At 44.8% G+C, this 12795-nt stretch carries 11 protein-coding genes; 2 read left to right on the top strand and 9 right to left on the bottom strand.

Going from position 1 to position 12795, the window contains the following annotated elements:
• Positions 1 to 45: 45 nt before the first annotated feature.
• Complete coding sequence (uvrA, locus tag LQ983_RS04240) at positions 46 to 2877, bottom strand: excinuclease ABC subunit UvrA (protein ID WP_230621765.1); 2832 nt, start codon at positions 2875 to 2877, stop codon at positions 46 to 48.
• Positions 2878 to 3046: 169 nt separating this feature from the next.
• Between uvrA and LQ983_RS04235 the strand changes: the two genes are divergently transcribed.
• Positions 3047 to 3523: a single-stranded DNA-binding protein gene (locus tag LQ983_RS04235; protein ID WP_048750111.1), complete on the top strand. Its 477-nt coding sequence runs from the start codon at positions 3047 to 3049 to the stop codon at positions 3521 to 3523.
• 99 nt (positions 3524 to 3622) lie between these two features.
• On the opposite strand, the gene LQ983_RS04230 is transcribed toward LQ983_RS04235, so the two are convergent.
• The 8 genes from LQ983_RS04230 to LQ983_RS04195 form a co-directional block, all read right to left on the bottom strand.
• Complete coding sequence (locus LQ983_RS04230) at positions 3623 to 4489, bottom strand: Dam family site-specific DNA-(adenine-N6)-methyltransferase (RefSeq protein ID WP_230621764.1); 867 nt, start codon at positions 4487 to 4489, stop codon at positions 3623 to 3625.
• A gap of 5 nt (positions 4490 to 4494) precedes the next feature.
• Entirely contained in the window at positions 4495 to 5583 is a 1089-nt protein-coding gene (gene aroB / locus LQ983_RS04225) for a 3-dehydroquinate synthase (protein WP_230621763.1), read from the bottom strand.
• Between the two features lie 33 nt (positions 5584 to 5616).
• The gene (gene aroK, locus LQ983_RS04220; RefSeq protein WP_048750075.1) at positions 5617 to 6144 is read right to left on the bottom strand and encodes a shikimate kinase AroK; all 528 of its coding nucleotides are present in this window, start codon (positions 6142 to 6144) and stop codon (positions 5617 to 5619) included.
• A gap of 214 nt (positions 6145 to 6358) precedes the next feature.
• Positions 6359 to 7783, bottom strand: coding sequence for a type IV pilus secretin PilQ (locus LQ983_RS04215; RefSeq protein WP_230621762.1), 1425 nt, complete (start codon positions 7781 to 7783; stop codon positions 6359 to 6361).
• Between the two features lie 19 nt (positions 7784 to 7802).
• The gene (locus LQ983_RS04210; protein ID WP_230621761.1) at positions 7803 to 8189 is read right to left on the bottom strand and encodes a pilus assembly protein PilP; all 387 of its coding nucleotides are present in this window, start codon (positions 8187 to 8189) and stop codon (positions 7803 to 7805) included.
• 10 nt (positions 8190 to 8199) lie between these two features.
• A complete protein-coding gene (locus LQ983_RS04205) occupies positions 8200 to 8727 on the bottom strand; it encodes a competence protein (RefSeq protein ID WP_230621760.1) in 528 nt (175 codons plus the stop codon).
• Complete coding sequence (locus LQ983_RS04200; protein ID WP_230621759.1) at positions 8724 to 9242, bottom strand: PilN domain-containing protein; 519 nt, start codon at positions 9240 to 9242, stop codon at positions 8724 to 8726. The genes LQ983_RS04205 and LQ983_RS04200 overlap by 4 nt, the downstream gene beginning before the upstream one ends.
• The gene (locus tag LQ983_RS04195; RefSeq protein WP_230621758.1) at positions 9239 to 10060 is read right to left on the bottom strand and encodes a competence protein ComA; all 822 of its coding nucleotides are present in this window, start codon (positions 10058 to 10060) and stop codon (positions 9239 to 9241) included. Before LQ983_RS04195 ends, LQ983_RS04200 begins: the two co-directional genes overlap by 4 nt.
• 110 nt (positions 10061 to 10170) lie before the next feature.
• Here LQ983_RS04195 and LQ983_RS04190 point away from each other — a divergent pair, with 110 nt between their 5' ends.
• Positions 10171 to 12738 (top strand): penicillin-binding protein 1A, encoded by a 2568-nt coding sequence (locus LQ983_RS04190; protein WP_230621757.1) that lies wholly within the window; start codon positions 10171 to 10173, stop codon positions 12736 to 12738.
• The last annotated feature ends 57 nt before the right edge of the window (positions 12739 to 12795 follow it).

The raw sequence follows: 12795 nt of genomic DNA, 5'->3' as shown, positions 1-12795 counted from the left end.
ACCGCACTTTGATTATTCAAGTGCGGTGCAATACGAGCGTGTTTTTTAACCTTTCGCCAAAATCCCTTTCAGGAAGCGCGCAGTATGCGAACCTTCTACGTTAGCGACCTGCTCCGGCGTACCGGTGGCGATAATTTGTCCGCCGCCGCTACCGCCTTCCGGGCCGAGATCCACAATCCAGTCCGCGGTTTTAATCACGTCTAAATTGTGCTCAATGACCACGATGGTATTGCCTTGATCGCGTAAGCGGTGCAACACAGAAAGCAGCTGTTTGATGTCGGCAAAATGTAGCCCGGTAGTTGGTTCGTCCAGAATATACAGCGTTTTGCCCGTATCCCGTTTAGAGAGTTCTGTTGCCAATTTCACCCGTTGCGCTTCACCACCGGAGAGTGTGGTGGAGGATTGGCCTAAGCGAATGTAAGACAAGCCCACGTCTATGAGGGTTTGCAGTTTGCGCGCAATCATCGGAACCGCATCGAAAAATTCGCGCGCTTCTTCCACGGTCATATCCAACACTTGATGAATGGTTTTGCCTTTGTAGCGAATTTCCAAGGTTTCTCGGTTGTAGCGTTTACCCTTACATTGGTCGCAAGGCACGTACACATCCGGCAGGAAGTGCATTTCCACTTTGATTACGCCGTCGCCCTGACAGGCTTCGCAACGTCCGCCACGAACGTTAAAACTGAAACGTCCCGGATTGTAGCCGCGTGCTCGGGCTTCCGGCACACCGGCGAACAACTCACGAATCGGGGTAAATACGCCGGTGTAGGTTGCCGGGTTAGAACGCGGTGTACGACCAATTGGGCTTTGGTCAATATCGATGACTTTGTCGAAAAATTCCAAACCTTCGATAGATTTATACGGCGCTGCTTCCGCATTTTCCGCACGGTTTAACGCGTTTTGGGCAATCGGGAACAAGGTATCGTTAATCAACGTGGATTTACCAGAACCGGATACGCCGGTGATACAGGTAAATAAGCCGACCGGAATCTCTAGGTTAACGTTTTTCAAATTGTTACCTGATGCGCCAAACAACTTGAGCGTTTTTTTCTTATCAAGTGCGGTGCGTTTTTTCGGTATTTCGATTTTTTCCGCGCCGGATAAGAATTTACCTGTAAGCGAGTTTGGATTTTGCATGATTTGTTGCGCCGTACCTTCGGCAATGACGTTGCCACCATGCACACCTGCCCCCGGGCCGATGTCGATAATGTGGTCGGCGCTTAAAATGGCATCTTCGTCGTGTTCTACCACAATCACAGTGTTACCGAGATTTCGTAAGTGAATCAAGGTATTGAGCAAGCGTTCGTTATCCCGTTGATGTAACCCGATAGACGGTTCATCCAATACGTACATCACACCGACCAAGCCTGCACCAATTTGGCTGGCAAGACGAATGCGTTGTGCTTCACCGCCTGAAAGGGTTTCGGCGGAGCGGGAAAGGGAAAGATAATTCAAGCCTACATTCACCAAAAATTGTAACCGCTCTTTGATTTCTTTCAGGATCTTCTCGGCGATTTGCGCTTTTTGTCCGCTCAGTTGTAGCTCTCCAAAAAAGCTCAAGGCTTCTCCGATGCTTTTCTCCGATACATCAGGCAGATTGGTTTGCTCAATATAAACGTTACGTGCCTCGGGACGCAGACGCGAACCGCCACAATCGGCACAAGGACGATTGCTGATGTGTTTGGCAAGTTCTTCCCGTACTGACATTGATTCCGTTTCTTTATAACGGCGTGCCATGTTGTTCAAAATGCCTTCAAAGACATGGTGGCGCAACACCACATCGCCGCGATCGTTCATGTATTGGAATTCAATTTCTTCCTTGCCGGAACCGTGCAAAATAATCTGTTGGATTTTTTTCGGCAGTTCCTCAAAAGGCGTTTCAATATCGAAATGGTAGTGTTTCGCTAGGGACGTGAGCATTTGGTAATAATAGAAATTGCGACGATCCCAGCCTTTAATGGCGCCATTGGCAAGGGAAATGCTTGGATTTTGCACCACGCGTTTTTCATCGAAATATTGTTGTACGCCCAAACCGTCACAAGTCGGGCACGCACCAGCGGGGTTATTAAAGGAAAATAGACGAGGTTCCAGTTCCGGTACGGAATAGCCACAGTGCGGACAGGCAAAGTTGGCAGAGAACACCAGTTCTTCCGCCTTCGGATCGTCCATATACGCGACGACCGCCGTGCCGCCGGAAAGCTCAAGCGTGGTTTCAAAGGATTCCGCCAATCTTGTGGCTAAATCCGACCGCACTTTAAAGCGATCCACCACTACTTCGATGGTATGTTTTTTCTGTAATTCCAGTTTTGGTGGATCAGATAAATCACAAATCTCACCATCAATACGGGCGCGAATATAGCCTTGCGCAGCAATTTGTTGCAACAATTTAACGTGTTCACCTTTGCGTTCTTTCACCACCGGCGCCAATAACATCATCTTGCTTTCTTCAGGCAGAGAAAGCACTTTATCCACCATTTGGCTGATCGTTTGCGCCGTGAGCGGTACATTGTGATGAGGACAGCGCGGCTCGCCCACGCGAGCAAATAACAAGCGCAGGTAATCGTGAATTTCGGTAATGGTACCCACCGTTGAACGGGGGTTGTGCGAGGTGGATTTTTGCTCAATAGAAATGGCCGGTGAAAGCCCTTCAATATGATCTACATCGGGTTTTTCCATTAATGACAAAAATTGACGCGCATAGGCGGACAAGGATTCCACATAACGGCGTTGTCCTTCGGCATACAGCGTATCAAAGGCTAAAGAAGATTTACCTGAGCCGGATAAACCGGTAATAACAATGAGTTTGTCGCGTGGAATAGTTAAGTTAATATTTTTCAGATTGTGGGTTCTTGCACCACGAATATCGATGGTATCCATAATAGATTTTATAAATGAAAGAAGTGTAAATTTGCGACAATTATCGCATATTCCTAAATAACTGTGCAAATATCCAGTTAATTTTGTTGAAGGCGTGGATTTATTCCAAATTTTCAGGCAGAATAGAGCAAAATTTTTTACAGCAAAATTGAATAAAGAAGAGGATATTATGGCTGGAGTAAATAAAGTCATTATTGTTGGTAACTTAGGTAACGATCCTGAAATTCGCACCATGCCGAACGGCGAAGCGGTTGCCAACATTACCGTTGCCACCAGTGAAAGCTGGAATGATAAAAATACCGGCGAACGTCGTGAAGTGACCGAATGGCACCGCATTGTGTTCTATCGCCGTCAAGCAGAAGTGGCAGGCGAATACTTACGCAAAGGCTCTAAAGTCTATGTTGAAGGACGTTTAAAAACCCGTAAATGGCAAGATCAAAACGGCCAAGATCGCTACACCACAGAAATTCAAGGCGATGTTTTACAAATGTTAGACAGTCGCTCAGATCGTCAATCCGGTGGTTATGCGCCAGCCGCTCAACCAACTTATCCAAGTCAAGCGCAGAGCGCACCACGTGCAACCCCTGCAAGCAAACCGGCAGCCGAAGCACCGATGGATAACTTTGATGATGATATTCCGTTCTAACGAATAAAGCACAAAAATGATAAAGGGTCTGATGTGATGTCAGACCCTTTCTTTTTTTTGTCGTAGAGAATGAGGATATCTTCTTGCGCAAAAGTGCGATCATTTTTCAGCGTGTTTTTCTGCTTTAAATATTGCGATCAGCTCCCGTACTTTAATTCGCTTGTGTGACGCTTGGCTGATGGAGCGTTGTACTTTTAAACGGCGGATTTTCGCGCCTTGGTAGATTTCTCGGGTGAATGGCGTGTCGTGGTTGGAAATCACTACTTGGATGTTACGTTGTTTTATAGTGTCTTTGGCTAGATTGGCAAGATCACGCTGGTGGGCGATGGAAAATTCATTGCCGGAATAATTGGTGAAATTGCTGTTTTGTGAAATGGGAGCATAGGGTGGGTCGCAGTAAATGACGCAGTCTTCATCCGCCATTTCGAAGGTTTGTTGAAAATCGGCGCAAATAAAGACCGCACTTTGTGCTTTAGCGGCAAAAAAACGGAGTTCTTCTTCCGGGAAATAATGGGTTTTGTAAGCCCCGAAAGGCACATTAAATTCATTTTTGGCGTTGTAGCGACACAAGCCGTTAAAGCCAAAACGATTTAAATACAGAAATAACACGGCGCGTTGGAATGCATCGGTACTTTGATTAAATTCTTTACGCTTGGTGTAATAGTAACTTTCCGTATTAGCATCGGGGTGAAAGAAAACCGGTTTGCACGCTTGGATGTAGCCTTCAACGTCCTGTTTGACGATGTTGAATAGGTGGATTAAATCAGGATTGATGTCTGCTAGAATGTAGCGTTCGAAATGGCTGTTGAGAAATACCGCACCGGCGCCAACAAACGGTTCGATCAAACATTGTTTACATTTGGGCAATAAGCGGTTGATTTCGTCTGTGAGGCGATATTTACCGCCCGCCCATTTGAGAAAAGGGCGGCTTTTGGTTTTTGTTGTGGGGTTAGCGGGTTTAGGCATGGGGGTTAGTCAACTTGCGTACAACGATTGATGGCTTCAATCACCTGTTCTTGTGGGATGTCCGTCGCCACATAAGCCTGTCCAAGCGCTTTGAGGAGTACCAAACGCAATTTGCCATTGAGCACTTTTTTATCACGCATCATTAGCGGCAAGTAATCTTGTGCGGTCATGCCATCCGGGGAAACGGTTGGTAAATTGGCGCGCGCTAAAAGTTTTTCTAAACGTACGACATCATGCGGGGTTAAATCGCCTAATTTTTCTGATAACGCAGCAGCAATCATGCAACCGGCGGCCACCGCTTCGCCGTGTAACCAGTTGCCGTAACCTAAATGGGTTTCGATGGCGTGTCCGAAGGTGTGGCCAAGATTTAATAGCGCACGATCGCCTTTTTCCGTTTCATCGCGCGCCACAATATCCGCTTTTAATTGACAACAACGGGCGATACATTGTTGTAATGCATTTTGGTCAAGGGCGACTAAGTCATCGATGTGTTGTTCTAGCCATTGGAAAAAGGGGAAGTCTAAAATCGCCCCATATTTGATGACTTCGGCTAAGCCTGCGTTGACTTCACGTTTTGGCAAGGTATTTAAGGTGAGTGTATCGACAATGACGGCACTCGGTTGATAAAACGCGCCGATCATGTTTTTGCCTAATTCGTGGTTTACCGCAGTTTTGCCGCCCACGGAAGAATCCACTTGGGCTAATAATGTCGTCGGGATTTGGATAAAACGCACGCCACGTTGATAACTTGCTGCGGCATAGCCTGCCACGTCACCGATGACACCGCCGCCTAATGCCACGATCGTGGTATCGCGTCCGTGGTTGGCTTTTAAAAGTGCGGTGAAAATCAGGTTCAAAGAATCCAGAGTTTTGTATTGTTCGCCGTCCGGCAATAACACGTGCTCAACAAGACAACCGATTTTTTCTAAGGTGTCCGTCACGGTGGAAAGATAATGTTGTGCAACAGTTGGATTGGTCACGATCATGACCTTATTGCCGGATTTCAGCGGATAGCAATCGGTATTCGTGAGTAATCCGGCACCGATATGAATCGGGTAGCTTCTTTCTTTCAATTCAACATTTACACACAACATTTACTTTGCCTTTGAGGTGTTTAACCGTTTGTATTAACCGTTGTAGTTATCAATCAGGTCGATAATTTGTGTCGCCATGACTTTGGCACTTTGTTCGTCAGTCGGCAGGGTGATATCCGCCACTTCTTCATAAAGTGGATTGCGAACTTTAGCTAAGTCTTCCAACACTTGGCGCGGATCGGTCACATCTTGCAATAACGGACGTTTTTTGTCTCGCTGTGTGCGTTGATATTGTTTATCCACGGTGGTTTCGAGGTAAATCACAATACCGCGTGCGGAAAGGTGATTGCGGTTGTCTTTTGATAACACAGCGCCGCCACCGGTCGATAACACGATACCTTGACGTTGCGTTAATTCATTAATGAGACGTTCTTCTCTTTTACGGAACCCTTCTTCGCCCTCAACATCAAAAATCCAACCGATATCGGCACCGGCGCGTTCTTCAATTTCCGCATCGGTATCGACGAAATCCATGTTGAGTAATTGTGCGAGTTGGCGACCGATGGTGCTTTTACCTGCACCCATAGGGCCCACTAAGAAAATATTACGTTTTTCTGCCATTGCTATAATCTTAAATTTATGTCGTCGTAAAGAATGTGATCTTTTAGAAAATAAGAAACGACCGCAAGTCATGATTCATGTGGTCGTGTGAAAGTTTTGAATAAAATTGAAAAGATCACCCCAAAATTGCACGAGATTATCTCAATAAATCGCCATTCTTTTCAACATAAACAGGCGATTTATTTCGTTTATCCTGCGTTAAAGACAAAATAAACTACCGCGTTATCGTCTTTTTAGGTGTGTTTTGTGCCGTCTTAGATTTCCCAGGATTCTTGTTCTTTTTCGCTGTTGACTGGTTGCTCTTCAAGTTTTCCAATGTCTCACCCTGGCGCAAAATATGTGGCGTGACGAAGATCACCAATTCCCGCTTTTGGTGGCGATCACTTTCTTTGCTGAATAAATGCTTAATGCCGGGAATGTCTCCCAGTAATGGCACTTTGTCTAAGCTTTTAGTAATGGTGTCATGAAAGACGCCACCAAGCACGATGGTTTCGCCGTCCTTGGCGAAAACTTGCGTATTTATTTCTTGTTTATCAATCGAAACAACCTCGCCTAAACCGTATGCCACGCGGCTGCCCGGTGCGTTTTGGCTTACAATTAAATCCAACAGAATTTGCTTATCTAAGGAAATATGTGGTGTGACTTCCAACCCTAATACGGCTTCGCGAAACTCTACGCTTTGCGTACCACTTTTTTCATTCACCATGATATAAGGCAATTCCGTCCCTTGCTTAATGCTGGCACTTTTCTTGTTGGTGGTAAGCAAACGTGGGCTAGCGATAATTTCCACATTGTTTTCCCGTTCAAGTGCGGTCAATTCTAAGTCTAAAAGTCGTCCGTTGATTTTAGCCACTTGTAACGCGAGAGACCCGGCCGGTGTCGTGGCGGTGGGCAAGTTGACGTTTAATTGATTCGCAATATTGTCAAAGCCGTTAGCGGCGAGACTGCCAGCGATTTTGTGGGCATTTTCTGTCGGGTTAAAAATCCCCCAACGCACGCCCAAATCTTTCAAACTTTCGGCGTTGATGGTGACAATACGTGCTTCGATGGCGATTTGTTCAATGGGCTTATCCAATTCTTTAATCAATTTCTTCAAGTTGGCGATAGATTTCGGTTCGTCTTGAATCAGTAAGAGATTGCTGCGGTCATCAAAGGTAATGCTACCGTTCGGTGATAACATCGACCCATTACCGCCGGTAAGCGATTTCATTACTTCAGAAGCTTTGGCAAAGTGCAGTTTAATGGTGGCTGTCGCGAGCGAGGTTTCTTCCTCCGAAGGCAGTGCCGCAATGGCTTGAGGTTCTGTCATATTGCCGGCAAATTTGGCAGCGGTATCCTGCTTGCTTAAATAATAAATGCCCTCTTCCTGCCATAAATCCAATTGTTTAATTTTGGCAACGGAACGAAAGAGCTGATCTAAATTCACGTTATCTAACTTTAATGTCAGTGTGCCTTGCAATTCATCGTCGATCAGTAAGTTAACATTTTCTGCCAGCGCGAGTTGTTGTAAGGTCGGCACCAAAGGCGCCTGTTTGAGTTGAATGGAAAAGGTTTGATGTTGTTCGGCATGCACGGTGAATGTGAAAAAACATCCGAAAAACAGACCGCACTTTAAGATCTTGAGAAAAAGCGATTGCATGATATTTCCTTACAATGATTTAAAACTGAACATTAAACGGGAGCGTCTGTTCACAATGTTGATTGTTTTCTCTGCGTAGAAACGTAATTTGCTGTTTGGTGATATGGTTTATTTTGATTGCTTCTGTGGCGATGACATCATCGACGTTCGCCAAATGAACCTGCTGGTCTGCTTGTAAAATAAGTTGCCAATCTTTTTGTTGTTGAATGATGCCGACAATCTGAATTTGAGCAAAAGGCGTGTTTGGGAAAATCCCCGTTTGGCATGAATGTTCAAGCGCCTGACCTTGCCTTTGGACATGTTCTGGTTTGGTTCGATGGCGTTGTGTTTTATCAAATGGATCATTCGCGGCTGCGGGTAAGCTGAACAAAATGCCCAATATTAAGTATAAAAGTGGTTCTCGCATTCGTTTTTCCTTAGTTTCCTTTGCTATTTAATTGAAATAAAAGTGCTGTTTGAATGGATGAGGTTTCATTCGCTTCATCGCTTTGCAGAATTTGCCATTCAACGAGTTCCAATTCTGTGTTCGCGTTTAAAAGTGCGGTTAAAAATGAATGTAAATCTTTGAAATGGCCTTGAAGTTGTAGCCTGAGTAAGGGCTTTTGATGAAAATCCCACTGGCTTTGTACGATTTGCAAATGTTGAGCAAGTTGTTGGATTTCTTGATTTATCGGCGGCAGTTTGGCCGCTAGCGCAGGTGTGAGTAATTGCGTTGCCGCTTTCTCTTTTAGTGCTGCTAAAAGTTTTTGTTGATGTGCCAAACTTTCCCGTTGCGTTTGTAATTGTTGCTCCATATGTGTCATGTAAGCACGTTGTTGCCAATAATGTTGCAAGGGGAAAGAGAGGATAAATCCGCCGAGGAAAAGTAACGTGGAGTATTGTTTCCAGGGATGTAAACGATGCCAATGGGCCAATGTCTCAGTAAGTTTTTGTCTGAAATTCATGGTGCTGTTTTTATCTTTATATCAAATTGGAAACGCAGTTCTTGCGCTTGTGGTTTAAATTCCACCAGATTAACTTCGCGAAATAATGGTTGTGCGGAGAGATATCCATTGAGGCGAGAAAACTCTTCTTGGTTTTCAGCATATCCCTTGAGCATAAGATGTTCAGTATTGAGGTGTAATTCCGTTAATTCACCTTGTGTAAGTGGAAACTCAGCTAATTGATTTAACAAAGAAAAAAGTGTTTCTTTTGGAATTTCTTGAAGGGTTTCCAATTGTGCATGACTGTGGCGAAATTGTTGAATCTGTTGCTGTGTCGCCTGTAATTCTTGTTGGTGAGTAGTGTATTGCAACTGTGCTTTGTCCGCATTGTCGGTATAGCCTTCCGCAAAATGGGTGAGCGATAATGTGCTGATCGTACATAACGTTGCCCCGATAAATAGGGTAACCAACAAACGCCGATTTTTCTGTCGAAGCTGTTTAATGCGCCAAGGCAACAAATTCATGTCTTTTTTCATGTCATTTTCTCTAAAGATGGCGCTTTAACACCAAAAAGTGCGGTGGATTTTTGTAACGTTTCTTGTTGCCATAGGGCATTACCTAGCGCGATAAAAGGCAGGGAGGTGTTTATTTCCTCCCAGTCTGATGCAATGTGTTGTGTAGATTCAGTGCTGTAATAGAACACTTTTTCCGGTTTTTCATCATAACGCTGGCAATATTGCTCAAAAAGTGCGGTCAAATTTCCGTCCGTTTGAAACAGTGTTTGGGTCTGTTGTCGTTTGTGGTGAATCGCTAATGCGCCGCTTTCGTCCTGGTACAACACTAAGGCGTCGATCGGTAATGGTTGCTCTAAAATATATTCGCTGGCACGTAAAACAGCTTTGGCAACGCTATCTAACACATCAATTTGCAAGGGAATAAATTGATTTAAATAGTTTTTCGCAATTTGTTGTCTAATGGCGAAAATATCTAAACGAAATCCTTGTTTTAGCGGCATCGCCGTATAGTCATACCACACTTCCTCAAGCGGGATTGGTAATTCATGGGTAAGGGTAAAATGACACTGTTGTTCACATTCTTGGGTATTCAGGTTTTGCGGCAGAATAAGGCTTTTTTGCCAGATATGCTGCGGCATAATGGCAGTAATGAATTTATAGTTTGCTCTTCTCGGTGATTGATTTAATTTCTGATTTAATGTTGAAGAGAGTGTAAGTAAATCTAGTTCGCTACATTGTAAGAACTGGGCTTGGTTTTGTGAATCGAACCAAAGAACATCAATATGTTGTGGGCGGTAGCAAAGGCCAACTTGAATGGCTGATTGATGTCTGATAAACATGAAGTATCCTTGTTTGCAATATTTACTGTCGTTTTTGTTGCGTAGTCTTTATACTTAGCCACTATATTTTTAATTCCTTTTATTGCCTTTAACTAAGTGAGAATTTTTCGATGCGGATCGCAAAATTAATATTAAGTTCCTTATTAACCCTGTTCATTTTGGGCTGTATCGCCGTGGGCATTGTCTATGTGCAGCTAAAATCCGATTTACCGGATGTGGAAACGCTGAAAACCGTTGAGCTGCAACAGCCAATGCAAATTTATACTTCTGACGGTAAGTTGATCGGTGAAGTGGGCGAGCAGCGTCGTATTCCGGTGAAATTAAATGAGGTGCCGCAAACGTTAATTGATGCGGTATTGGCAACGGAAGATAGCCGTTTTTATGATCACCATGGGCTAGACCCGATCGGGATCGGCCGTGCCGTGATGGTGGCGATCAGTAAAGGTGGTGCTTCCCAAGGGGCGAGTACCATCACGCAACAGTTGGCGCGTAACTTCTTCTTAACGCCGGAAAAAAGTTTGATTCGTAAAGCCAAAGAGGCGATTTTAGCGATTGAGATCGAAAATGCCCTAGATAAAAACGAAATTCTTGAGCTTTATTTAAATAAAATTTATTTGGGATACCGCTCTTATGGTGTGGCGGCCGCGGCAAAAACCTATTTTGGTAAAGAATTAAATCAACTGACTTTGTCCGAAATGGCGGTGATTGCAGGTTTGCCGAAAGCCCCTTCTACGATGAATCCGCTTTTCTCCCCGAAACGTGCGTTAGAGCGTCGTAATGTAGTGTTGGGGCGTATGTTGGATCAAAAATATATTTCTCAAGAAGAATATGATGCTGCGTTGAAAGAGCCAATTGTCGCCAGCTATCACGGTGCGCAATTGGATTTTCGAGCTGATTATGTCACAGAAATGGTGCGTCAGGAAATGGTAAAACGTTTCGGTGAAGAAGACGCCTATACCAAAGGCTATAAAGTCTATACCACGGTGCTTTCCAAAGATCAGGAAACGGCGCAAAAAGCGGTACGTGATAATTTAATCGCTTACGATATGCGTCATGGCTATCGTGGTGGTGAACCCTTGTGGAAAAAAGGCGAAGCCTCTTGGGATAATGACACTATTATCGGTTTTCTGAAAAAGTTACCCAATTCTGAGCCGTTTATTCCGGCTGCCGTCATGAATGTATCTAAATCCGGTGCAGAGCTTTTATTGGCATCCGGTGAGAAAATAACGTTGCCAAGCAGTGCGATGCGTTGGACGGGACAGTCTGCTCCGGTGAAAACAGGTGAGCAAATTTGGCTGCGTAAAAACGACAAAGGCGAATGGGTCTTGGGACAAATTCCACGTGCCAATTCGGCGTTGGTTTCTTTAAATAGTGACAATGGCGCCATTGAAGCGATTGTGGGCGGCTTTAGTTTTGAACAAAGTAAATTTAACCGTGCAACACAATCATTAGTACAAGTCGGTTCTTCCATTAAACCGTTCATTTATGCGGCAGCATTGGAAAAAGGGTTGACCTTATCTAGCGTGTTACAAGATACACCGCTTGTGTTGAAAAAGCCGGGTCAAAAGGAATGGCGCCCGAAAAACTCACCGGATCGTTATGATGGTCCTTTACGTTTACGTGTGGGACTAGGCCAATCTAAAAACATGATTGCCATTCGCTCCATGCAAATGGCCGGTGTCGAGTTTGTTGCGGATTTCTTGCAACGTTTTGGCTTTAAACGAGATCAGTATTTTGCCAGTGAAGCGCTTGCATTAGGTGCGGCTTCCTTCACGCCGCTTGAAATGGCGCGTGGTTATGCAGTGTTTGATAACGGTGGTTATTTAGTTGATCCATATATCATCAATAAAATCTTAGATAATACCGGTAAAGAAATTTTTGTGGCAAACCCTAAAGTCGCCTGTCCAACTTGTGACAGTATTCCTGTCATTTACGGCGAAACGGAAAAATTAGATGGTTTCAAGAATACCGATTTGACCATGGCTGACGGCTTGAAACGCAGCGATGATTCCACGAACGGCGAAGAAGTGGATCAAGGTGAAACTGTGCCGGATATTCCGGAGTTACAGCCACGCGTTGATGCTGTGAAAGAAGAAAATTTAAATTTCATGGCGCAAGCAAAAACCAACAGCTCGCAAGTTGAGTATGCGCCACGTGTCATTAGTGGTGAATTGGCGTTCTTGATTCGTAGTGCATTAAATACGGCGATTTATGGTGAACAAGGGCTAGATTGGAAAGGCACCAGTTGGCGCATGGCAAATGAGATCAAGCGTAAGGATATTGGCGGCAAAACCGGGACGACCAATAACTCCAAAGTGGCGTGGTATGCCGGGTTTGGCGCGAACTTAACGACGGCTGTGTATATTGGTTTTGATGACAATAAATTCGATTTAGGTCGCGGAGAGGCCGGTGCGAAAAGTGCGATGCCGGCATGGATTAGCTATATGAAGGCTATTTTGAAAGAGGTCCCTGAACGTACGTTGCCGACCCCGGCAAATATTGTCGAGAAAAACATTGATCCGCGTTCCGGTTTATTATCTGGTGGTGGACGTGTCGAATACTTCATTAAAGGCACTGAGCCGACCCGAGCTTATGTGGAAGAACGTGGTTATTATGTGCCTAGCGATCTGCAGGAAGGCGGTGGCGCATCGGGTGGTCAACGGGAAGAATTATTCTAGACCGCGACTTGTTTTTGAAGCCCGGCAGCTGTCGGGCTTCCTTTTTGGGTAAAAGTG

Origin of the sequence: Aggregatibacter sp. Marseille-P9115 (genome assembly GCF_920939465.1) — a bacterium.
GTDB classification, from domain to species: domain Bacteria; phylum Pseudomonadota; class Gammaproteobacteria; order Enterobacterales; family Pasteurellaceae; genus Aggregatibacter; species Aggregatibacter segnis_B.
The sequence above is the reverse complement of the archived record's forward strand: the minus strand, read 5'-3'. Positions and strand labels throughout refer to the sequence as shown.

Excerpts from the sequence above, each read along its gene's own strand:
- LQ983_RS04200 (WP_230621759.1), bottom strand. The coding sequence starts at position 9,242 with ATGAAAAAAGACATGAATTTGTTGCCTTGGCGCATTAAACAGCTTCGA.
- uvrA (WP_230621765.1), bottom strand. The coding sequence starts at position 2,877 with ATGGATACCATCGATATTCGTGGTGCAAGAACCCACAATCTGAAAAAT.
- LQ983_RS04235 (WP_048750111.1), top strand. The coding sequence starts at position 3,047 with ATGGCTGGAGTAAATAAAGTCATTATTGTTGGTAACTTAGGTAACGAT.
- LQ983_RS04210 (WP_230621761.1), bottom strand. The coding sequence starts at position 8,189 with ATGCGAGAACCACTTTTATACTTAATATTGGGCATTTTGTTCAGCTTA.
- LQ983_RS04215 (WP_230621762.1), bottom strand. The coding sequence starts at position 7,783 with ATGCAATCGCTTTTTCTCAAGATCTTAAAGTGCGGTCTGTTTTTCGGA.
- aroK (WP_048750075.1), bottom strand. The coding sequence starts at position 6,144 with ATGGCAGAAAAACGTAATATTTTCTTAGTGGGCCCTATGGGTGCAGGT.
- aroB (WP_230621763.1), bottom strand. The coding sequence starts at position 5,583 with ATGTTGTGTGTAAATGTTGAATTGAAAGAAAGAAGCTACCCGATTCAT.
- LQ983_RS04195 (WP_230621758.1), bottom strand. The coding sequence starts at position 10,060 with ATGTTTATCAGACATCAATCAGCCATTCAAGTTGGCCTTTGCTACCGC.
- LQ983_RS04205 (WP_230621760.1), bottom strand. The coding sequence starts at position 8,727 with ATGAATTTCAGACAAAAACTTACTGAGACATTGGCCCATTGGCATCGT.
- LQ983_RS04190 (WP_230621757.1), top strand. The coding sequence starts at position 10,171 with ATGCGGATCGCAAAATTAATATTAAGTTCCTTATTAACCCTGTTCATT.
- LQ983_RS04230 (WP_230621764.1), bottom strand. The coding sequence starts at position 4,489 with ATGCCTAAACCCGCTAACCCCACAACAAAAACCAAAAGCCGCCCTTTT.